At 61.7% G+C, this 21286-nt stretch carries 22 protein-coding genes; 13 read left to right on the top strand and 9 right to left on the bottom strand.

What is annotated here, in order from left to right; all coding sequences use genetic code 11:
- The 6 genes from EU811_RS20345 to EU811_RS20320 all read left to right on the top strand — a co-directional run.
- The coding region (locus EU811_RS20345; protein WP_187697082.1) for an L-serine ammonia-lyase, iron-sulfur-dependent, subunit alpha at window positions 1–257 on the top strand (257 nt) is incomplete at its 5' end.
- 42 nt (window positions 258–299) lie between these two features.
- A complete protein-coding gene (locus EU811_RS20340) occupies window positions 300–551 on the top strand; it encodes a hypothetical protein (RefSeq protein ID WP_142940109.1) in 252 nt (83 codons plus the stop codon).
- A gap of 15 nt (window positions 552–566) precedes the next feature.
- Complete coding sequence (locus EU811_RS20335) at window positions 567–1388, top strand: DNA/RNA non-specific endonuclease (protein WP_142940108.1); 822 nt, start codon at window positions 567–569, stop codon at window positions 1386–1388.
- A 108-nt stretch (window positions 1389–1496) separates the two neighbouring features.
- Window positions 1497–2585 (top strand): lipid II:glycine glycyltransferase FemX, encoded by a 1089-nt coding sequence (locus EU811_RS20330; protein ID WP_142940107.1) that lies wholly within the window; start codon window positions 1497–1499, stop codon window positions 2583–2585.
- 110 nt (window positions 2586–2695) lie between these two features.
- The gene (locus EU811_RS20325) at window positions 2696–4012 is read left to right on the top strand and encodes a peptidoglycan bridge formation glycyltransferase FemA/FemB family protein (RefSeq protein WP_142940106.1); all 1317 of its coding nucleotides are present in this window, start codon (window positions 2696–2698) and stop codon (window positions 4010–4012) included.
- Between the two features lie 27 nt (window positions 4013–4039).
- Window positions 4040–5527 carry a threonine/serine ThrE exporter family protein gene (locus EU811_RS20320; protein WP_142940105.1) on the top strand — a complete coding sequence of 496 codons (1488 nt, stop codon included), beginning with the start codon at window positions 4040–4042 and terminating at the stop codon, window positions 5525–5527.
- Between the two features lie 111 nt (window positions 5528–5638).
- Here the strand turns inward: EU811_RS20320 and EU811_RS20315 are convergent, their stop codons facing one another.
- Entirely contained in the window at window positions 5639–6478 is an 840-nt protein-coding gene (locus tag EU811_RS20315; protein WP_142940104.1) for a siderophore-interacting protein, read from the bottom strand.
- Window positions 6479–6560: 82 nt separating this feature from the next.
- On the bottom strand, window positions 6561–7328 hold the full coding sequence (locus EU811_RS20310) for a uracil-DNA glycosylase (RefSeq protein WP_187697273.1): 768 nt from the start codon (window positions 7326–7328) through the stop codon (window positions 6561–6563).
- 110 nt (window positions 7329–7438) lie between these two features.
- Here EU811_RS20310 and EU811_RS20305 point away from each other — a divergent pair, with 110 nt between their 5' ends.
- The 5 genes from EU811_RS20305 to EU811_RS20285 all read left to right on the top strand — a co-directional run bounded on the left by EU811_RS20305 (window position 7439) and on the right by EU811_RS20285 (window position 11994).
- On the top strand, window positions 7439–7774 hold the full coding sequence (locus EU811_RS20305) for a DUF3263 domain-containing protein (RefSeq protein ID WP_024819788.1): 336 nt from the start codon (window positions 7439–7441) through the stop codon (window positions 7772–7774).
- Window positions 7775–7823: 49 nt separating this feature from the next.
- Complete coding sequence (locus EU811_RS20300) at window positions 7824–8456, top strand: LytR C-terminal domain-containing protein (RefSeq protein ID WP_142940102.1); 633 nt, start codon at window positions 7824–7826, stop codon at window positions 8454–8456.
- 171 nt (window positions 8457–8627) lie between these two features.
- Window positions 8628–8831 (top strand): cold-shock protein, encoded by a 204-nt coding sequence (locus EU811_RS20295; protein ID WP_011773737.1) that lies wholly within the window; start codon window positions 8628–8630, stop codon window positions 8829–8831.
- A gap of 297 nt (window positions 8832–9128) precedes the next feature.
- A complete protein-coding gene (gene groL, locus EU811_RS20290; protein WP_142940101.1) occupies window positions 9129–10754 on the top strand; it encodes a chaperonin GroEL in 1626 nt (541 codons plus the stop codon).
- 160 nt (window positions 10755–10914) lie between these two features.
- Entirely contained in the window at window positions 10915–11994 is a 1080-nt protein-coding gene (locus EU811_RS20285; RefSeq protein ID WP_142940100.1) for a ribonuclease HI family protein, read from the top strand.
- Window positions 11995–12125: 131 nt separating this feature from the next.
- On the opposite strand, the gene EU811_RS20280 is transcribed toward EU811_RS20285, so the two are convergent.
- From EU811_RS20280 to EU811_RS20265, 4 genes are all read right to left on the bottom strand, one after another.
- On the bottom strand, window positions 12126–12416 hold the full coding sequence (locus EU811_RS20280; RefSeq protein WP_142940099.1) for a WXG100 family type VII secretion target: 291 nt from the start codon (window positions 12414–12416) through the stop codon (window positions 12126–12128).
- Between the two features lie 119 nt (window positions 12417–12535).
- The gene (locus EU811_RS20275; protein WP_142940098.1) at window positions 12536–13999 is read right to left on the bottom strand and encodes a sensor histidine kinase; all 1464 of its coding nucleotides are present in this window, start codon (window positions 13997–13999) and stop codon (window positions 12536–12538) included.
- A gap of 3 nt (window positions 14000–14002) precedes the next feature.
- Window positions 14003–14713, bottom strand: a complete 711-nt coding sequence (locus EU811_RS20270) for a response regulator transcription factor (RefSeq protein WP_024819794.1) — start codon at window positions 14711–14713, stop codon at window positions 14003–14005.
- Window positions 14714–14791: 78 nt separating this feature from the next.
- The gene (locus EU811_RS20265; RefSeq protein WP_142940097.1) at window positions 14792–15427 is read right to left on the bottom strand and encodes a LysE/ArgO family amino acid transporter; all 636 of its coding nucleotides are present in this window, start codon (window positions 15425–15427) and stop codon (window positions 14792–14794) included.
- Between the two features lie 68 nt (window positions 15428–15495).
- Here EU811_RS20265 and EU811_RS20260 point away from each other — a divergent pair, with 68 nt between their 5' ends.
- Window positions 15496–16455, top strand: coding sequence for a LysR family transcriptional regulator ArgP (locus tag EU811_RS20260; protein ID WP_142940096.1), 960 nt, complete (start codon window positions 15496–15498; stop codon window positions 16453–16455).
- A gap of 68 nt (window positions 16456–16523) precedes the next feature.
- The gene (locus EU811_RS20255; RefSeq protein ID WP_142940095.1) at window positions 16524–16745 is read left to right on the top strand and encodes a hypothetical protein; all 222 of its coding nucleotides are present in this window, start codon (window positions 16524–16526) and stop codon (window positions 16743–16745) included.
- Window positions 16746–16804: 59 nt separating this feature from the next.
- On the opposite strand, the gene EU811_RS20250 is transcribed toward EU811_RS20255, so the two are convergent.
- From EU811_RS20250 to EU811_RS20240, 3 genes are all read right to left on the bottom strand, one after another.
- Window positions 16805–18922 carry a multicopper oxidase family protein gene (locus tag EU811_RS20250; protein ID WP_142940094.1) on the bottom strand — a complete coding sequence of 706 codons (2118 nt, stop codon included), beginning with the start codon at window positions 18920–18922 and terminating at the stop codon, window positions 16805–16807.
- Between the two features lie 12 nt (window positions 18923–18934).
- A complete protein-coding gene (locus EU811_RS20245) occupies window positions 18935–19408 on the bottom strand; it encodes a hypothetical protein (RefSeq protein ID WP_142940093.1) in 474 nt (157 codons plus the stop codon).
- Between the two features lie 209 nt (window positions 19409–19617).
- Complete coding sequence (locus EU811_RS20240; RefSeq protein WP_142940092.1) at window positions 19618–21276, bottom strand: DNA repair helicase XPB; 1659 nt, start codon at window positions 21274–21276, stop codon at window positions 19618–19620.
- Between the last annotated feature and the right edge of the window lie 10 nt (window positions 21277–21286).

Genomic DNA, 21286 nt, shown 5'->3' with positions numbered 1-21286 from the left:
AGATCGCCATGGAGCATAATCTGGGGCTGACGTGTGATCCGATCGGGGGGTTGGTGCAGATTCCGTGTATTGAGCGGAACGCGATCGCGGCGGCGAAGGCCATCAACGCGGCGAAGATGGCGTTGTGGGGCGATGGGACGCATCGGGTGTCGTTGGACGAGGTGATCGTGACCATGCGGGAGACGGGCAAGGACATGTCCCATAAGTACAAGGAAACCGCGATGGGCGGCCTGGCCGTCAACGTCGTCGAATGCTGATTCTGTAGGCTGTGGGTTCACAACTGTCTCTGGGGGGACCGTATGAATGATCAAGTAAATCCCATTGTTCCCACGCTGTGGGAAGCCGCAGTGGTGGGGGCCGGGCTAGTGTCACTGCTTCTGTTTGTAGCTGCCCTGATCCTGGTACTTCGCACTAAGTCCTTCTCACCGGGCGTTCGGTTCGCGTTGGCGCTATTGGCGCTTGCTGTGCCCGTCGCCGGCCCAGTGGCGGCCGTTGTGGTGGCACTTCTTGAGCAGCGAAGGGCCCGGCGCCCCATTACTGTCAGCCCCTGATGTCATGCTGTATCCATGAGCGGGGGATACAGCAGGGACTTTCTGCGGACACGGCTTGAACTGCCCAGTCCGTCGGCAACCACCATTCTTTTGGACTACACCCACTTCTCCGTGCGGTTCCGGGTTGCCCGGAAGCTCGCGGCAATTGTGGGAGTGAACATCAACGGCAAGGATCTGGTGCCGCTGGCCCGTGAGGGGTCATGGCATGTGGATGACAGAATCCCCCGGGAGCAGCAGGCCGGCCCGGATCTGTACAAGAACAATGCGTTTGATCGCGGCCATCTGGTCCGGCGCCTGGATCCGGTGTGGGGCGATTCAGCAACGGCGAAGAAAGCCAATCAGGACACCTTTAGTTACACCAATGCGGCACCACAAATTGATGACTTCAATCAGGGCAAGGAGCTCTGGGTGGGGCTCGAAGACCACGTTCTTGGCCATGCTGATGCCTATGACGCAAAGCTGAGCGTGTTCACGGGGCCGGTGTTTGTCGATGACGACCCCGTATATCGGGGTGTTCAGATCCCTCGAAAGTTTTGGAAAATTGCGGCATGGACCAACGACGCCAAGCTGGCCGCCGTCGGCTTTGTCCTGGACCAGTCACCCATGCTGGGCAAGGTGGAGCTGAAGAAGGCAATCGTCCAGCGGCTCCTTGAGGGCGAGCCACCGCCGCTGGGCCCCTTCAGGACGTTCCAAGTGCCCATCGGGCAGATAGCGGATCTGACCGGGCTCAGCCTCAGCAGGCTGATCAATGCGGACCGGCTTGTGAGCGGCCAGCGGGAATCCGGCGTGGAACCCAGGGCCATAGAGCTGGAGAGCATGGAGCAGATCAGGCTCTGAACCGTGGTGATCCAGCAGAATCGGGCGATATCCACATACCCCGATAGACTTGGGGCTGCATGTCCGCATGCGCACTACGCTTTTGAACACTGCACCAAAACCCTGAGATTGGACACGGCCACCTTGCGAGAATTTACCGCCCGCTTTGCCACCGCCGAGGAAATCGATAACTGGGACAAGCACGTCACGGCAAATCCGAACGGCGGCAACATGCTGCAGTCGGACGCCTACGCGGCGGTCAAGGACGGAAACGGCTGGCTCGTCCGGCGGCTCGTCGTGGAGACTCAGGAGTACTCCAGCTACAACCTGCTCCTGGAGAAGAAGTTCCCCGTGATGGGTCGGCTCTGGTACCTGATCAAGGGGCCGGACGTCCTGGAGGTCAGCGACATTCAGCCGGCCCTGAAAGCAGTGGCCGCGCTGGCTCGTGAGAAGAAGATGAACGTCTTCAGCATCAAGATCGAGCCTGACATTGTGGACTCGGCTGAGGCCGTGGCAGAACTTAATGCCGCCGGACTGGTCAAAGCTCCCAACATCCAGTCCAATGACTCCACGGCTCTGCTGGATATCTCCGCGCCGGCCAATGAAGTCCTCCGCAGCATATCCTCGCGTGCCCGTAATGCCGTGCGTAGGGCGGAGCGTGAAGGCTGCGAGGTAGTTCAGGCCGAGCCGGGTGAGGACAGCTACCGCAAGCTCTACGCCCTCATGCGGAACACCATGGACGCTAAAGGCTCCATGCCGCTGCGGAGCTACGAGTACTACTCCAGGTTCTGGGAAGAGTTCTGCAGCCGTGGGCAGGGCCACTTCTTCTTCGTATATGAGGACGGCGCACCTAGCGTTGGTGCATTCGTCATCAATTACGGATCGAAAGCGACGTACAAGGACGGCGGCTCTACCCAGAACCGCAAGCAGTACGGCGACTCCCATCTGGTCCAATGGGCAGCGATCCAGCGTATGCAGGAGCTCGGTTGCGTGGAGTACGACTTCTGCGGCACACCCTCTGCTGACCGGATCAAGGACAAGAGCCACCCCCTGTACGGACTGGGATCGTTCAAGACAAGCTTCACCAAAACCGTGACGGACTTCGTGGGTTGTTATGACCTTGTCCTGGGCCCCGTCCGCCACAAGCTGTGGCTCAAGGGCGCTGAGAAGGTGTTCAGAAGGCTCGAAACCAGGCGTACCGGCGGTCAGTTCTACTGACGGCCACCCGCAGCCAGCACGCCAAATTCAGGCCCGCCCCGGCCACCAACGGGTGCAATCTACTTTTAGGTGAGGTAATTTCTTTGACTCCGATTGAGGCTGGAACCGACATGGAATTCGTGATTCTCAGTGACGCTGATTTCGAGACATTCGCCAAGGGACACCCGCAGGGGAGCTTCATCCAGTCCATGGATCTGACGCGTTTCCAGCGCGCCCGTGGGCAGGAAGTGGAACTCTTCGGTGTGACTCGCGGCGGCACCCTCATTGCTGCGGGAAAGCTGGTGTACACGTCCAACCGCATCGGGTACAAGACCGCAGACTGCGCCAAGGGACCCCTGATGGACTACAGCGACCCCACAGTGGTGAGCTTCGTCGTCGAGCGGTTGAAGAAGCATGCGGCCTCCAAGAAGGCTGCCGAGCTGCGCATTTCGCCCAACATCCGGTACATCGCGCGGGACGAAGAAGGCGCCGAACACCCCGAAGTTGAAGACAACCGCCCGCTGCTGAAGGAGCTCAAAGGGCTTGGCTTCACGCACCAGGGCTTCGACATGAACTTCGCCAATATCAACTGGATGTTCATCAAGCAGCTCGACGGGATCGCTGACTCCGAAGAGCTCATCATGGGGATGAACTACCGCACGCGCAAGGCCATCCGTAAAGCCGAGAAGAACGGCGTCTACCTGGAACAGGCCACGCTGGAGACGCTGGACGATTTTTACAACGCGCTGAGCACCGCTGGTGATGAGAAGGGCTTCACGTACCGCGAACGCGAGTACTACGAGCAACTCCTGCGGAATACCTCCGATGAGTTCACCAAGCTCATGATGGCCAAGATCAACATTCCCGAGTACCGGGCCTCCATCACGGAGCGCCTGGAAGCCGAGTCCAAGACCTTGGCCGATCTGAAGCGCGAGGTCGAGGAGACCGGCAGCAAGAAGAAGGCCAACCGGGTCAAAGTGGTCCAGGACCTGGTGGACAGCTACGAGCGCAGCCTCAAGGACATTGAACGCTTCCCCGATTCCGTGGGTGTGGCTACGGTGGCCGCCATCCACTTTGCGTGCTCCGGCGACGAACTGGTGTGCGTCATTGGCGGAACAGTGCAGGACTACATCTACTTCAACGGCGCCACGTCCCTTTACTGGGGCATGATGCTGCACGCGTTGAACAACGGATACTCGCGCTACAACTTCTATGGCACGTTCGGTATCCAAGGCCAGGATGAAACCGGCCATGGAGGCTACGAATTCAAGAAGGGCTTCGGTGGCGAGGTGGTCCAGTTGGTGGGCGATTTCGTAGCGCCGGTGAACCCGCTCATCTTCCATGGCTACCGCGCGGTCAGGAAGCTCGCAGGGGCCGCCCAGACAGTTCTGGGACGATTGCCCCTTGAGAAATTGCCGGTAGTAGGAAAATTTCGGAGGAATCGCTAATCACACAAGCCAAGGGAGGATCACCGCGTGACTGAACGCCCCGACGGGTCCGCCAACAGGCCCCATACCGACGGGTTGCCTAAAACCCAGCCGTTGCGGCCATCCCAGGTCCGGCAGAACGTCAACGCCAAGCGCATGCTGATGCGTTTGGTTCAAGGCGATAGCCCGCCCACCGCACCCATGAACATCGTGGACCGGTTGGCCGGAAGTCCTTACGCCAACCCCACCATTCAAGTGGTGGGTGTGGACGCTTCGGCCCGCAAGACCATCGACTTCGCTCTGCATTTGGCCGAAGTCATGTTCCGTTATGGTGCAGGTGCCCTTGAGGTGGAGACCAGCATGATTGCGGTCACAGCAGCTCTTGGCCTTAAGAACGTTGAAGTGGACATCACCAACCAGTCGGTGGCCATCAACTATGCGCCCAAAGACCAGACTCCCATCACGCTGCTGCGTGTAGTGCGCTCCTGGACCAACAACTACGCTGGCCTGGCTCAGGTGCATCAGTTGGTCACGGACATCGTGGCAGGGGGAGTAGGCCGTGACGAAGCCGTGCGCAGGTTGAACGAGATCATCCGCAGCGCCAAACCGTTCCCCCGGTGGATGGTCACCATAGCGTTCGGTATTTTCTCGGCGGTATTTGTTGGCGTACTGGGTGGGGGACTGGGCGCGTCGGTGGTTGCCTTCTGCTCCAATATCCTGATCAGCCTGCTCTCCCGGCAGCTAGCACGGTGGCGCACAGCGGACTTCTTCAACACCATGGCGTGCGCATTCCTGGTTACCTTTATTGCCCTGATGCTGCGGTGGGCGGGTGTGGACATTGCTCCTTCCATTGTGGTTGCCGGCGGAATCCTGCTGCTGCTGCCAACGGGTCGACTTGTCTCATCTGTTCAAGACGCGATCAACGGCTTCCCGGTAACGGCGGCGGGCCGCTTTCTTTCCACGGCACTGACATTCGGTGCGATCGTGGCAGGTATCGGCGTCGCCGTGGTGGTGGGAACGCTCATGGGCAGCGCCGTCCTGGACGTCACGCAAACCTTCCCGGACGCGTATCCGCTGTGGATCCAGGCAGTGCTCATTGCCATCGCGGTGGTGGCCATCGGCGTCACCGAACAGACTCAAATGCGGCTGTTACTCCCGACGGCGGCAGTTGGCATAGTGGGCTTCTTCGTCTTGTGGGGGGTGGGCGAAGCCGGCCTTGGCGACCGCTTGTCACCAGCGGTCGCCGCCGTGGCCATCGGCTTGTTGGGCCGTGTAGTGGCGCTCAAACTCGGGGCACCGCAGCTTGTGGTGGCTGTTCCAGCTGCACTGATCCTGCTGCCAGGTCTGACGATCTTCCGCTCCATGTACGCGCTCACCGTTGAGGGGGGCAACATCCTTCTGGGTGCGGGTGGAATGCTCAACGCCGGCGCCATAGTGCTGGGAGTGGCGGCGGGCATTGTGCTGGGCGACAACTTGGCCAGACCGCTCACGAAGGGGTTGTCCAGCAACGAACGGCGCAGGGTACGCAGGCGCTAACCACAAAAGCCGAACGGCGCTGCCCAATGAGGCGGCGCCGTTCGGCTTTAAGAAGTGACGCTTGATCTGTCCTGAGTCTGGATCTGTCCTGAGTCTAGATTTGACCTGAGTCTAGATTTGTCCGACGGGGAGCTTCTTTTCTGCCTGGAAGACTTCCTCCACGCGACCCTGCGCCCAATACCCGGAGAGCGATACCTGCGAACGCTCCAAGCGGCGCTGCACGAAGAAGATCTCGCGGAGACCCTTCATGTAGCCCCGCTCGCCGTGAGCGAAGACATCCACTCGTCCCGGCAGCCATTCGGTGTTTCTTAGTGCTTCAAGGAGCAGGTGGCTGGATCCCGCCTGAATCCCTTTGCGCAGCAGCCAGTGCAACTCCACACCTGCGGGTGCGGAAATCGGAAGAATGTCCGCCTCGTTGTCCACTTCAAGGAACACGGTGCCGCGGGCATCCGGAGCAAGGGCCTCAACACAGGCCGCAATGGCCGGTATGGCGGCGTCGTCGCCGGCGAACAGGTACCAGTCGGCGCCAGGTGCGGGGTTGTAGGCACCGCCCGGACCTGTGAACGTCAGTGAATCGCCGGGCTTGGCCGCTGCAGCCCAGGGGCCAGCCAGTCCTTCGTCGCCGTGGACCACAAAGTCGATGGCCAGTTCCTGAGCTTCCAAGTCCACCCAGCGGATGGTGTACGTACGAGTGTGGGGCCACTGCTCGCGGGGCATGGTGTCGCGGATGGCCCACAAGTCCAGCGGGAGTTCGTACTCCACGCCGGGTTGGGGGAAGACGATCTTGACGTATCGGTCCACGTATTCGTTGTTCGCGTAGTCACTGAATCCTGGTCCGCCTGCAACGATCCGAACCATGTGCGGTGACAGGCGTTCGTTGCGCAGGACGGTCAGGGTCACCTGCGGGCGAGTCTTGCGTGAAGCGGATGAAGTGACGGGGAGTGCAGTCATGTAGGCAAGCCTAAGCTAATGACCTGCGCACCGGCTGGGTATGAGTCGAAGGTTACAGCTGCCGGAGGTTGCAGCCGTGAGTCTACAGAACCGGCAGTTCCCAGTTGATGGGGTCCGCGCCCAAACCCACCAGGAGATCGTTGGTCCGGCTAAAGGGCTTTGAGCCGAAGAAACCCCTCGAGGCCGACAGCGGACTCGGATGGACGGACACGATGGACGGCGCCCCGCCCAGCAGCGGCACCACGCCCTCGGCGTCCTTGCCCCACAAGATCGCCACCAGCGGACTTTGCCGCCCATCGCCGTCTGTACGGTTTACGACGGCGGTGACCGCCGCCGTCGTAATGGCCTCCCAACCTTTGCCGCGGTGGGAACCGGCGTTCCCGGCTTCGACGCTGAGGACTCGGTTCAGGAGCAGGACGCCTTGCTCGGTCCAGGCGCCGAGATCGCCGTGGACGCGCGGTGGAAGTCCGAGGTCGTCGTGGAGTTCGCGATAGATGTTGACCAGGCTTCGGGGGATGGGCCGTGTTTGCCGCGACACTGCGAAGGAAAGTCCAACGGCGTGGCCGGGAGTCGGGTAGGGATCCTGGCCGAGAATCAAGACTTTGACATCGGCCAGCGGTTGCTCGAAAGCCCGCAGCAGGTTTTTGGCCGCAGGAAGAACCTGTGCGCCGTTTGAGGATTGGCCGGCCACGTACTTCAGGGTCTCCCGGAGTTGGCCTTCCACAGGGCGCAAGGCGTCGGCCCAGTCGGGAGCCATCAGGTCTTCGAGCGGCGCCTCACACAACGCGGCGAAGCCCGGGTCGGCCGAGTCGGCAGGTTCAAGATCAAAGAGTGCATCCTCGCCAGTCATCACGCTATTGTCTCCCGCGCGGCACCCGCACTGCGAATGACAGCCTTGTTATTCGCCCGTAGCATGGGGGTAGGACATTTTCCCCCCAATAAGCGTCGAAGGAGTGTGCCGTGGCAGAACCAGCACCGGAACCGATGGCGTCGCAGGCCACAGGTTTCGCGCTCGAGGACCTCGCAGCCGAGACCCGCAGCGACTCTCCGTTGAGCGAACGGGATCAGCAGATGCTGGCACTGGAGCGGCAGTGGTGGAAGTACGCCGGGGCCAAAGAACAGGCTATCCGCGAGCTGTTCGACCTCTCCGCCACCCACTATTATCAGATCCTGAACGCGCTGATCGATACCGAGGACGCGTTGGCCCACGATCCCATGCTCGTCAAGAGACTGCGTAGACTACGTACGTCCCGCCAGCGTGCGAGGACTGCACGTCGCTTGGGGTCCGACGCGTAAATCGCCAGGCTGATCAGTCAGCAGCAACCAGCAAGGACACCGCTTCACCATGACCAAATATGCCAAGGACGAATTCGACCGGGTTCCGCAGAACACGTCCCGTCAAGGCGTTCACCGCGACGCCCAAGAGACCGCACGCCCCACCCTGTGGCCGGTCCTGACCGTTGGGGCAGTGGCCTTGGTGCTCGGACTGGTGGCCTTCCTGATCCTCCCCAACCTTGGGCTGGTATCACCGGGCGCAGCATCAAACGCCACGACGCCGGCACCCCAGCAGACTTCAACAGCATCGTCAGCTGCACCCACTGAAGCGAGCAGCGCGCCGTCCGCCTCCGGCGATCCCGGCAGTCAAGCCAGCACCGAACCGGCGCCGTCGGATTCTCCTTCTGCGACTCCCTCCTCGGCTCCTGTGGACAAGACCACTCCGGTAGCTGTGTACAACGGCGCTGGAACAGCCGGCTTGGCCGGGCGTGTGGCCGGCCTCGTTCAGGGTGATGGTTGGGCGTTGAGCACGGTGGGGAACTGGGGTGGACTGCCGCAGCAGACGTCCGTGATCTTCTACAACGCCCCGGAGCAAAAGGCGAACGCTGAGGCCCTGGGAACCTTGCTGGGCATTCAAACCATTGTGGAAACGCCTGAGGTTCAACAACCCCTGGTGGTTGTGGCCGGCCCCGGTTTCCAATAAGAATCACGCCCGGCTGGAAGCGATAAGGCCCAACTCGGTTAAGCCTCAATAACAAAAGCGGTGCCTTCGCTCTTTGGGGCAGCGCGGTGATGGTGACAGTGGTTACAGTGGATTGATTCCGGTACGGAGATCCCGGCAACCGGTCTTGGCTACTGCGAAAGTGTGGGCATTATGGCTTTGGGAACCGTCAAATGGTTCAACGCCGAAAAAGGCTACGGATTCATCACTGTGGATGAATCCGGCGACGACGTCTTTGTGCATTGGTCGGCCATTCAGATGGATGGCTTCCGCGCCCTCGAAGAAGGTCAGCGTGTTGAGTTCGAACTTGGGGAGGGCCAGAAGGGTCCGCAGGCCGAAGGCGTCCGCGTCGCGTAGGTCAGCCCACGGCTGAAAGCCCTCCTATTTGTAGCGGGAAGTGGCATCCCTGCTTGCACTCTCACCGGTCGAGTGCTAATTATTGAGTTAGCACTCCTACGGTTCGACTGCTAAGTCCGGCCCGGCTCATCCCGGCGGCGGGCAGGCGTCGAATCTGCGGAGGATCAAGAAACACCTTGGTGGGGTGAGGTCCGGAGCGCGTGGCATACAGAGGCCGCAAGCAATGGACCGTCCGTCGCGGGCACCCCATCTGACAGGTACCTTCTTAACGACTGTCCCGAAAGGACTACCGCCGTTATGGCCAAGATCATTGCATTTGATGAAGAGGCACGCCGCGGCCTCGAGCGGGGCCTGAACATCCTCGCAGACGCCGTCAAGGTCACCCTCGGCCCGCGTGGACGCAACGTCGTCCTCGAAAAGAAGTGGGGCGCCCCCACGATCACCAACGATGGCGTTTCCATCGCCAAGGAGATCGAACTGGACGACCCCTACGAGAAGATCGGTGCAGAACTGGTCAAGGAAGTTGCCAAGAAGACGGATGACGTCGCTGGCGACGGTACTACCACTGCAACCGTCCTCGCCCAGGCACTGGTGAAGGAAGGCCTGCGCAACGTTGCCGCCGGAGCCGACCCGCTGTCCCTCAAGCGCGGTATCGAGAAGGCTGTTGAGGCAGTCATCAGTGAACTGCTCGCCTCCGCCAAGGAAATCGAGACCAAGGAAGAGATCGCAGCTACCGCTTCCATCTCCGCCGGCGACCCGGAAATCGGCAGCCTCATCGCCGAAGCCCTGGACAAGGTGGGCAAGGAAGGCGTCATCACGGTCGAGGAATCCAACACCTTCGGCCTGGAGCTCGAACTCACCGAAGGCATGCGCTTCGACAAGGGTTACATCTCCGCTTACTTCGTCACCGACGCGGAGCGCCAGGAAACGGTCCTCGAAGACCCGTACATCCTCATCGTCAACTCCAAGATCTCCAACGTGAAGGAACTCGTCACGGTTCTGGAGAAGGTCATGCAGTCCAACAAGCCGCTGCTGATCATCGCCGAAGACATCGAGGGCGAGGCCTTGGCCACCCTGATCGTCAACAAGATCCGTGGCACCTTCAAGTCCGTTGCCGTCAAGGCTCCGGGCTTCGGTGACCGCCGCAAGGCACAGCTGGCCGATATCGCCATCCTCACCGGTGGCCAGGTCATCTCCGAAGAAGTTGGCCTCAAGCTCGAAAACGCTGGCCTGGAACTCCTCGGCACCGCCCGCAAGGTTGTTGTCACCAAGGACGAGACCACCATCGTTGAAGGTGCCGGCGACGCCGATCAGATCGCAGGCCGCGTGGCCCAGATCCGCGCCGAGATCGAGAACTCCGACTCCGACTACGACCGCGAGAAGCTGCAGGAACGCCTGGCCAAGCTGGCCGGCGGCGTTGCAGTCATCAAGGCCGGTGCCGCAACCGAAGTTGAGCTCAAGGAACGCAAGCACCGCATTGAGGACGCAGTCCGCAACGCAAAGGCTGCTGTTGAAGAAGGCATCGTTGCCGGTGGTGGCGTAGCCCTCATCCAGGCTGGCGCCAAGGCATTCGCCAACCTCACCCTCCAGGGTGACGAGGCAACCGGTGCCAACATCGTCAAGGTTGCCATCGATGCACCGCTGAAGCAGATCGCCTTCAACGCTGGCCTTGAGCCGGGCGTTGTGGTGGACAAGGTTCGCGGCCTGCCTTCCGGCCACGGCCTGAACGCTGCCACGGGCGAGTACGAAGACCTTCTGGCTGCCGGCGTCAACGACCCCGTAAAGGTCACCCGCTCGGCTCTCCAGAACGCTGCTTCCATCGCTGGTCTCTTCCTGACCACCGAGGCCGTAGTTGCTGACAAGCCCGAGAAGAACGCTCCGGCTCCCGGCGGCGACGACATGGGCGGCATGGGCGGCTTCTAAGTCTCCCTGCTGTAGCGATACAGCACCCGGCATCACGCTGAATAGCATTACGACGGCGGTCCTCACCATTTGGTGGGGGCCGCCGTTTTGCGGTCCCAGCCCAACCTAGTTGGGTGCTAGCACGGTTTCAGTGTCGGTGGGGTCTGGCAGGATTAACCCCATGACGATTATTGCTGCCGCCGATGGGTCTGCCCTCGGTAATCCTGGGCCGGCCGGTTGGGCCTGGTACGTTGATGACTCCTGTTGGCGAGCAGGGGGTTGGCCGCACGGTACCAACAATCAGGGCGAACTAATGGCCGTCCTGGACCTGTTCCGGTCCACGGCCCACGTGCCGCAGGAAGAACTGCTGATCCTTTGCGACAGCCAATACGTCATTAACTGCATCACCAAGTGGATGCCGGGATGGAAGCGGAAGGGTTGGCGCAAGGCCGACGGCAAGCCCGTGCTAAATGTGGACCTTCTCAAGGACATTGACCAAGTGATCGTTGGCCGTAAATACTCCTTCGAATGGGTCAAGGGCCATGCTGGTCACCCGCTCAATGAAGCAGCAGACGAGCGCGCCCGCGCTGTTGCCACCGCCTACCAGCAGGGCGTTGCGCACCGAGCAGGCCCTGGGTTCCCTGGAGCCCACGACGGCGGTCCGAGCCAAGACCGGGAAGGCTCGCAGCAGCAGGCTGAGCCGCAGCGGCAGGCTGAGTCACGTATGCAAGACAGTGCTCCTCTGCCCGTCTCTTCGAGCACCGGTGCCGGCGGCTCCGCTGTGGGCGCTGCTTCTACGGCCACAAAGGCAGACCGAAGCCTTCGACCGCATTTTGAGCCGACGCTCTTTGGCGAATCCGGCATCTTTGGCCAGGCCGATCTCTTCAGTGAGCTGGAGGATGACGCCTCGTCCCAGCAGTTGTCGGCGGAGGACACCGTCTTGGCGCTGGAGCGGGAACTGCTTCGGCCCGATGTGAGGGCGGACATTGGCAGGATTGCTGTGCTGCTCCACCCGGACTTCGCGGAGATCGGGAGTTCGGGCAGGTTCTGGACGCGGGACGCCATGATGGTGGCTTTGGAAGAGGACCCGGGAGAACCGACTGAACTGGAACTGCTCAGCGCAGACCGGCTCAGCGACAACACCATGCTGTTGAATTATCGAAGCTTCGCAACCACGGGCTCAGCACTTCGCAGTTCCGTCTGGATGCTGGACCGCGGCCAATGGCGACTGCGTTTCCACCAGGGGACTATTGAAAGCTAGGCCGGAATAAAGCTAGGCCGGAGAACTGACGCTGAACAGAAGTTACTCCTGACCTGCGAGGCGGCTGCACAGGGGGAAGACAGCCCGCCCCGCAGGAGTTCATGGGAGCGTAAGTAACTCGACAGTGTGAGCTAATAGGTGAAGCGCTGCGTGTTTCCCTGCTCCACTTCCAGGTAACTTGTGGCCGCTGTTGACAGAGCCAGATTGATGGAGGCCAAGGACGCCTCCACCTTGCTTTGGGTCAGGGACCACTCCATGACAAGCGCCTGGAAGTTGGTGGCTGCTGTTCCCCGCCAGGTCGCCTCGAGTTCCTCAAGGCCGCGCCGCATGGTGTGGACATCGGAACTGATGCGATCCACAGTTCCTTTGACGTTGGCTGACTTGAGTTGGAGAAGTTCGGTATCGACTGAGATAACGCTCATGGGTGATGCCTTTCGACGACGATGTTCCGCGTGGTGCGGGGATGCTTGGCTACAACATTGAGCCTAGGCAGCCGCCCGCAGCCGCAGAACAGGCATACGTCGCTATGTGGACAACAGCCCTATGTGGACAACAGCTCAGCTGATTCCTGGTGGAAGGGGAGGCTGACTACCAAAGTGGCGCCGCCGCCGTCGGTCTCTGCAACCTGGACCGTACCGCCGTGCGAGCCAACAATCGCCGCAACAATTGCAAGGCCGAGACCACTGCCGCCTGTTTCCCGGGTCCGCGACGTGTCAGCACGGTAGAAGCGCTCGAAGATCTTATTGGTTTCGGTCTCCGGAATGCCTGGCCCGTGATCGCGGATCTCGATGACTGAAACGGAACCCGACGGAGTGTTTCGAACACCGACAGCGAGTTCTATGGGGCTGCCTTCGGGGGTGTACCTCAGCGCATTTCCCACCAGGTTCCCTATGACTTGCCGGAGTTTGGCTTCGTCGCCCTGCACCGGCGCCGCGGTGGGGGAGGCGGCGTCGAGTCCGGTCAGAGTGATGGTTCGGTCTCCGGAGGAGGCCTTGGTATCCACCACGGCATCGTGTGCAAGGAGCTGCAGGTCCACGGGCTTGAGCTGAAGCGGCCGCTGCTCATCAAGCCGGGCGAGCATCAACAGATCCTCCACCATGGACCCCATGCGCTTGGCTTCGCTTTCGATCCTGCCCATGGCCATGGCCACGTCTTCTTTGGTGGCCAAGGCTCCGTGACGATAGAGCTCGGAGAAGCCTCGGATGGTCACCAGTGGTGTTCGCAGTTCATGGGAGGCGTCCGCTGCGAAGCGACGCATGCGCCCCTCGGAAGCAGCGCGGGCAGCAAAGGAAGCTTCAATATGGGCAAGCATGGCATTGAGGGAACCGCCCAGCCGGCCAACCTCAGTGTGCGGGTTATCCACCTCCACGCGGCGGGACAGATCACCGGCCGCGATGGCTGCAGCCGTCTTCTCCACCTTGGCAAGCGGACGGAAGGACCGCGCCACGGTCCACGTGGCGATGAAGAACGCCAGGACCAACGTCAACAGGCCCACGCCTACAACCACCAGAACGGCGTGCTCCATCACTTTGTCCACCGGGGTGAGAGGCAGCCCGATGATCACTACGCCGTTTTGGCCGTTGGCGGTGACCCCGATGGCCACCACGCGCCAGTTGGTTCCGGCCGTGCCTTTGACTTGGAAGGGGGAGTTGCCGCGAAGCTTGGCTTCAGCTGCGGTGATATTGGCGATCGCCGGACGATCACTCTGACTGCCGCCGAAAGGATAAGGCTCCAGACCTGGAACGTACAGCGTTAGCGAGTAGTCCGTGGGCACGGCAGTGTCGGTAGGCGTTGAGGGGTTGGGCTGGGCCAGCTTGTCGAAAGACTGCTGGTCCTGGGCCAGGGCGACGGCGGCTTTGAGTTTGTCGTCTACCTGGCCTTGCAGGTAACTCTTGACGAGCGTCAACGTTCCCGCGCCCGTGGCCGCCAGGGCGAGCAGCAGCAGGCCCATGATGATGGCGACGAGCTGGGACCTCAGGGACGCCGACTTCCAGCGAAGCAGCAAGGGTCAGCGCTTCTCTGCCGTCCGCAGCACGTAACCCACGCCGCGCTTGGTCTGAATGAGGGCTGCGGCATCGGGATCGATGTCCACCTTGCGGCGCAGGTAGGAGATGTAGGACTCCACGATCGAAGCATCGCCGTTGAAGTCGTACTCCCACACGTGGTCCAGGATCTGGGCCTTGGATAGGACGCGGTTGGGATTGAGCATGAGGTAGCGCAGGAGCTTGAATTCGGTGGGGGAGAGCTCGATCACGGTGCCCCCGCGACGGACCTCGTGGGCGTCGTCGTCGAGTTCAAGATCGTCCACGCGGATCACGGCGTCGTCGTCTTCCAGCGGCTGGGTGCGGCGAAGGACCGCGCGGATGCGCGCCACCACTTCGTCCAAGCTGAAGGGTTTGGTGACGTAGTCGTCGCCACCGACGGTGAGGCCGGTGACTTTGTCCTCGGTGTCATCCTTCGCTGTGAGGAACAGCACCGGGAAGTGCTTGCCTGCAGCGCGGAGTCGACGGGTGACCGTGAAACCGTCCATGTCCGGCAGCATGACGTCCAGAACTGCCAGGTCTGGTGAGTGGAGGTCGGCCGCGGCGAGGGCTTCGCGACCATTGGCGGCCGCAACAACCTCGAAGCCTGCAAAACGCAGCGACGTGGACAGCAGCTCGCGGATGTTGGGTTCGTCGTCGACTACGAGAAGCTTGGCTTCAGGACCGTTCTTTTTCATGACACCCATGATGCTCCCAGAAACTGGGAGTTTTCTGGACGCCGCATGGGAGCCGCCTGCGTGGCTAAGGGCAGCAGGTCAGGCCCCCAGCACCAACCCCGCTCCCAGCGCCACCATGGTTACGGCGATCCCGCCATCCAGGAATCGCCAGGACAGTGGCCGGGCAAAGAAGCCGCGGAGGTAGCGTGCTCCAAATCCCAATGAGCTGAACCATAGGATGCTGCCCAGCATGGCGCCAGCCCCGAACCACCACTGCAGCTGGTCGCCCTGGGCGCTGGCTATCGAGCCCAGAAGTGCTATGTCCAGATAGACGTGCGGGTTGAGCCAGGTTAGCGCCAGGACGGTGGTGACGGCGGCAGCGAGACCCCGCTTCGCGCCGGCGTCGTTGACGCGCCCTTCACTTGCTGTCAACGACTGCGGACGGAGGGCGCGCCGGGCGGCCACAATGCCGTACGTCACCAGGAAGGCGGCGCCCACATAGCGAAGAACCACGACGGCGGCAGGGGCTGCCGTGATGAGTGCGCCGGTGCCAAGCACGCCGGCCGCGATCAAGACGGCGTCGGACAAGGCGCAGACCGCCACGATGGGCACAATATGCTCGCCCCGGATTCCTTGCCTGAGTACGAAGGCGTTCTGTGCTCCGATAGCGACGATGAGGGCGAGCCCCGTGGCCAGGCCGAGGCCAGCGGATTGGAAGAAATCAGTAAAGTTCACCCTTCGAAATTACGGGCGCAACAACCTTTAGGCCAGCTAAAGATTCTCATGCGGCATAAGATATTCTTATGCCGCGATTTCCTTCTGACCAGCTCCTTACGTTCGCCACGGTCCTTTCAGAAGGCACTCTTGATGCTGCCGCCCGCATGCTTCACATCACGCCGTCGGCCGTCTCCCAACGGCTGAAGGCACTCGAACAGTCGGCCGGGAGGGTCTTGCTTCAACGCAGCAACCCTGCCCAGGCCACGGAAGCGGGCGAAGTGGTCCTTCGTCTGGCGAGGCAGGTAGCGCAACTGGAAGCTGATGCCGGACGCGAACTAGGGCTGGATGGGGACAGGGCCCAGTTGGCTGTACCCATTGTGGTCAACGCGGATTCCTTGGCGGTGTGGTTCCTGCAAGCGCTGGCCCACGTGCCTGAGGACCTCAACGTCACCTTCGACCTCCACAGGGATGATGAGCAACACTCCACATCCTTGCTTCGCTCCGGGAAAGTGATGGCCGCCGTGACGGCAACTCCAGAGCCCGTACAAGGGTGCCGCGTAGAGAGCCTTGGAGTGATGCGCTACCGCGCGGTTGCAGCCCCGCAGTTCGTGGAACGCTGGTTCCCGGGAAGTGAAAAGGGTTTGGACAAGCACCCGGACAAGCACCCGCGCAGCCACGTGGACGGAGCCGCACTCAATGCGGCCCCCACCGTGGACTTTGATCGCAAGGACACCTATCAGTGGGCGTTTGTGCAGTCGGCATTCAAAGCTGAGGGCGGCGCGGTTCCGGACTGGAAAGGACCCAGGCATTATGTCCCGGCTTCCCAGGACTTCGGCGACGCGATCCGTTTGGGCCTTGGTTGGGGCTTGATCCCGGAAGTTCAATGCGGGCCCGACATCGCCGACGGACGGCTCATCGAACTCGCCCCGGACCGACCCTTCGATGTGCCGCTCTACTGGCAACGGTGGAAGACGGCGTCAAGGGTATTGGACGTCCTGAGCGACACGGTCCGTGAGGTGTCCGGCCAGTACCTGGCCAAGCCCTGAATCCACGAAATCCCAACACGCCTGCGGATGCTTCCTATAATGTCAGTGCCCCGTTCCACACTTAAAACATGGCAAACACAGCAGCTCCCGCAAGCATCCACCAGAACCGCACCAGGGACGTCGAGTTCCATGTGACGTATCTGGATACCGATTCAGGCCGTATTAGGCGCGAGGATTTTGACGACCTGGCCGCGGCCGAACGGTTTGCCAGTGCCCAGCTTCGCGATGAGGACGGCTGGGCCGTGGTGGATCACGTAAAGATTGAGGTCACCAGCAGAATGGTCGCCTAAGGTTCACCCCTCTCAGGCCGGCCGTTTACTCAGGCCGTCCGTTTACTCAGGCCGTCCGTTTACTCAGGCCGGTTGTGTGTTTGGCCGCCATGCACGAACGGCGATGACACGCCTTGGTACTTCAGGAGCATCATCATTCCTTCGGCAGCGTGGTCCAGGTTGTGGCAATGATCCATCCAGATTCCAGGGTTGTCAGCATGGAGTAGTAGTTCCCACACTTCGCCCGGCAGCACGTCCACGGTGTCCAGGTTGAGTGGTGACCCGCTGGGGACCACTCCGTTCCTGCTGAGGACCTGCACGTGGTGACCGTGCGGGTGCATCGGATGTGGCTCTGAGGTGCGGTTCACTACCGTCACTTTCACGGTGTCGCCCTCAGCCACTTCAATGGACGGAACCAGCGGATACGCTGCCCCGTTCACGGTGAAGGCGTACCGGGGAATCCCGTCGACAAATCGGAATTGCCGGTCCAGCACCATCACTTCTTCCCGCGTGATGGGACGGACGGGTCCAGAGCCATCACGGCTCCTATCCAGCGGTTCGACCCCATCCAGCGGTTCGACCCTATCCAGCGATTCAACCCGATCCAGCGGTTTGCCATATTCCAGAAGGTCGAGCACCGGCGTGGTGGTGAAGACCCCTGCCGGCGCCTTCTCCCGAGCCAGTTCCTGGGAGTCTGCGTCTGCTGAACCTGGCGGAGCAATGACCACGACGGCGCTGGCTGCTGCGTCCGAACGCACGGTGACGGGCGAGGCGGGCATGGTGAAGGCGACGTCCACCCGACCACCGGCGCCAAGGCGTACCAGTTTGCCGGTCACTTCCTGGGGCTGGTTCACTTCGGTTCCGTCCACGGCTACGGCCTTGAAGGCCACGCCTTGAATCAGGTACCGCTGCTGTACGGAATCGGTGTTGATCAGACGAATCCGCACACTCGAACCAGGTGTGGCCGTATGCACGGTGGTGCGGTCTGAGGAGCCCAGCAACCCCAGACCGCTGAGGTCGTGCCCCGCCACCACAATGTCCGTATCGGCCCGGGGGGATGTGGGGTGGTGCACGACGAACGTGCCATAGAGGCCCTTGCGGACCCCCTCGGCGGAATCCTGGTGGGTGTGGTACCAGTAGGTGCCGGTTTGGGCGGCGGCGAAGCGATACGTCATGGACCCTCCGGGCATGACGGCGTTCTGGGTAGCCCCTGCCACCCCGTCCATGGCGTTGGGGACGTCGTACCCGTGCCAGTGCAACGTCACCCCCGCAGCCACATCGCGGTTATGGAGCACCACCTCCATCACTTCTCCCAGTTGGGCTTCCAAGGCCGGCCCGGGGAGGCTGCCATACGTCCAGGCCTCCGTGGTCTGTCCGGATGGAAGCGTTACCTGTTCCATTCGCGCCGTCAGTTCGTAGCGCCGGACCACAGCGTCCGCGAAGGCATCGCCCACCAGGCTGGTCACCGGCGTCGGATCCTTCACCGCAACGCCAGCACCGCCGTGATGACCGACGGCGGCGGTGATGGTGGCGCCGTCCACCGACCGGCTCCCAAGCCAGGCAAAGACCCCCGATCCCAAAGCGGTACAGATCATAAGCCCGGCCACCGCGGCAGCCGCCGTCGGCCGCCGGACAACGGCAGAAGCGCCGCCGCCGGGAGCCGCGCCGGACCGAGGTGGGACCTGTCCTGTCTGAGGAAACAGTGCGAGCTTGACGGTCAGCACAGATGCCGCCACCATGAACAGCACCACCGCTAGGCTCCAAAGTGAGGGGAATGGCCCCAGGACGAACGTCAGCGCCAGCGATGCCACGGCGGAAGCGGCAGCAGCCACTATGGCCAGGACGGCCCATTCGCGGGATCGTCCAGGATCTGGTGTGACAGGTTTGGAGCCGGTGTTCCGCCTCCTCAGCAAGAACGGAACACCGGCCGCCGCGGCCCAAGCCGCGGGGATGGCGGTCAGAGGCACGTTGATGGTTATGCGTTCGCTGGCAAACCACCAACTGCCCGCCACCAAAGCGGGAAGCAATGCGTACCGTCCCACTGTCACTGCGACGGCTGTACCCAATAGGAGCAATGCAAGGTCAGTCCGGCGGGACTTGTCCTTCAAGGACGCGGTCATCCACGCCGCGCCGATCCAGGCGCCAGCCGACACGAAAGACAGCAGCAGATCTACTGCCAGCAGCTGCGAGGTGTTCACAGCTGCCGGTGCTTAGGCTGTGCTGGGGGACGTGGAAGCATCCGAAGATGCAGCCTTGGGAGGCAACGGTTGAGGGTTGAGGGCGGCAGCTTGTGCGCGCTTGAACAACCAATAGGACATGAAGATCATCATCGCGCCCACGATCGGGTGGATGGAAACCACCCACGAGCCCGAAGGAGTGATGAACTCCGGCGAGGATCCGGTCAACATGCCGCCAACAATAAAGATGATCAGCTGAAGCCATGTCAGCAGGAAAATACCTGCCGCCAGCCAGATGGTGCGGGACCCCGCCTTGGCAATGGCTGCTACGATCGCGGCCAGCAAAGCTGAGTACCGAAGCACATATTGGCCGTTCACGGCATGGTAGACGCCGGCTTCACGCTGGGCTTCGATGGTGTTTTGGAAGTGGAAGTATCCGGCGAAGAACAGCTGTGCGAGTGCTGACAGCAGGACAATCGCGGAGAGGACCAAGAGGGCTTTACGCATTGGGGAATCCTCTGGTAATCAATTCACAGATTCTTCAAGGCCTTCGAACCATCGGCTCCCTGGCTGCGGGCTTCCCCCACCGCCGATGGCTGGCCGCCAGGCTGCCTGGACCAGGGGCAACCATTAAGGGCGGAGAGCTTCTCTAGGAATCGTAAAGTTGATGGAAATGAATAGCAAGAGGCGTGGGAAACATTGTTCCGGCTGGCTTCCTACTGCTCCTGCCCAACGTCCTTGCCCACGTCTTTGGCGTCCATGATTCTGTAGGCGTAGCCCTGCTCAGCCAGGAACCTTTGGCGCTTTGCCGCGAAATCCTGGTCCAGCGTGTCCCGTGCAACCAAGGAGTAGAACCGGGCTGCGCGGCCGTCTTGCTTGGGACGCAGGAGGCGTCCCAACCGTTGGGCTTCTTCCTGCCGTGAGCCAAAGGAACCTGAGACCTGGATGGCGACCGACGCTTCAGGCAGGTCGATGGAGAAGTTGGCCACCTTGGACACCACCAACGTGTGAATCTCACCTTTGCGGAAGGCATCAAAGAGTTTCTGCCGTGCCTTGACAGTGGTTTCGCCCTTGATCAGGGGAGCGTCCAATCGCTCGGCGATCTCGTCCAGTTGGTCAATGTATTGGCCGATCACCAGCAACTGTTCACCCTTGTGGACTGCCACGAGCTCTTCAACCAGTGTGGTTTTGGTTTCCGAGGTGGCGCAGAGCCGGTATTTGTCGGCATCGTCGGCCATCGCATAGGCCACCCGTTCGTCGCGGGGGAGGTCTACCCGGACTTCAACACAGTCGGCGGGCGCGATGTAACCCTGCGCCTCGATGTCCTTCCATGGTGCGTCGTAACGTTTGGGACCGATCAGGCTGAAGACCTCGCCTTCGCGCCCATCCTCCCGCACCAGCGTTGCTGTGAGGCCTAGCCGACGCCGGGCCTGGAGGTCTGCGGTCATACGGAAAATCGGGGCGGGCAGCAGGTGGACTTCGTCATAGATAATGAGTCCCCAGTCGTGCCCGTCCACGAGTTCCAGGTGCGGATAGAGTCCACCGCGCTTGGTGGTGAGGACCTGGTAGGTGGCAATGGTGACCGGCCGGACTTCCTTGATTGCACCGGAGTATTCGCCGATTTCGTCTTCGGTCAGTGATGTCCGCTTGAGCAGTTCGTCCTTCCACTGCCGGGCGGAGACGGTATTGGTGACCAGGATGAGCGTGGTGGTGGAGGATGTAGCCATCGCTGCTGCGCCTACCAGCGTCTTTCCCGCACCGCAGGGAAGCACGACGACGCCGCTGCCGCCGGCCCAGAAGTTCTCCGTGGCCAACTTCTGATAAGGGCGCAGCTGCCAGCCGCTTTCGTCCAGCATGATGAGGTGCGGTTGCCCGTCAACGTAGCCGGCCAGGTCCTCCGCGGGCCAGCCCAGTTTGAGGAGCAGCTGCTTCAACTGTCCGCGCTGGGAAGAGTGCACCACCACGGTTTCGCCGTCGATCCTGGGCCCCAGCAGGGGAGCAATCTTTTTTGCACGGATGACTTCCTCCAGCACAGGGTAGTCATCGGTGCGCATCACCAGTCCGTGCTGGGCGTCCTTTTCAAGCCGTAGCCGGCCGTAGCGGGACATGGTCTCTTCGATATCGATCAGCAGGGAGTGCGGGACAGGAAAACGGGAGTACTTCAGAAGGGTATCGAGCACCTGCTCCGCATCCAGCCCTGCAGCCCGGGCGTTCCAGAGACCCAGCGGCGTCAGCCGGTAGCTGTGCATGTGTTCCGGGGCACGCTCCAACTCGGCGAAGGCGGCGATTGCATGCCGGGCCTCGGTGGCGAGCTCGTGATCGACTTCCAAGAGGATGGTCTTGTCACTTTGTACGATCAGCGGACCGTCGGTCACTGTTGAGTCC

The sequence above is a fragment of the Arthrobacter sp. TS-15 genome, from assembly GCF_006964045.1.
GTDB lineage: Bacteria > Actinomycetota > Actinomycetes > Actinomycetales > Micrococcaceae > Arthrobacter.
Note: the sequence above shows the minus strand (reverse complement) of the source record. Positions and strands in the feature narration are given on the sequence as shown.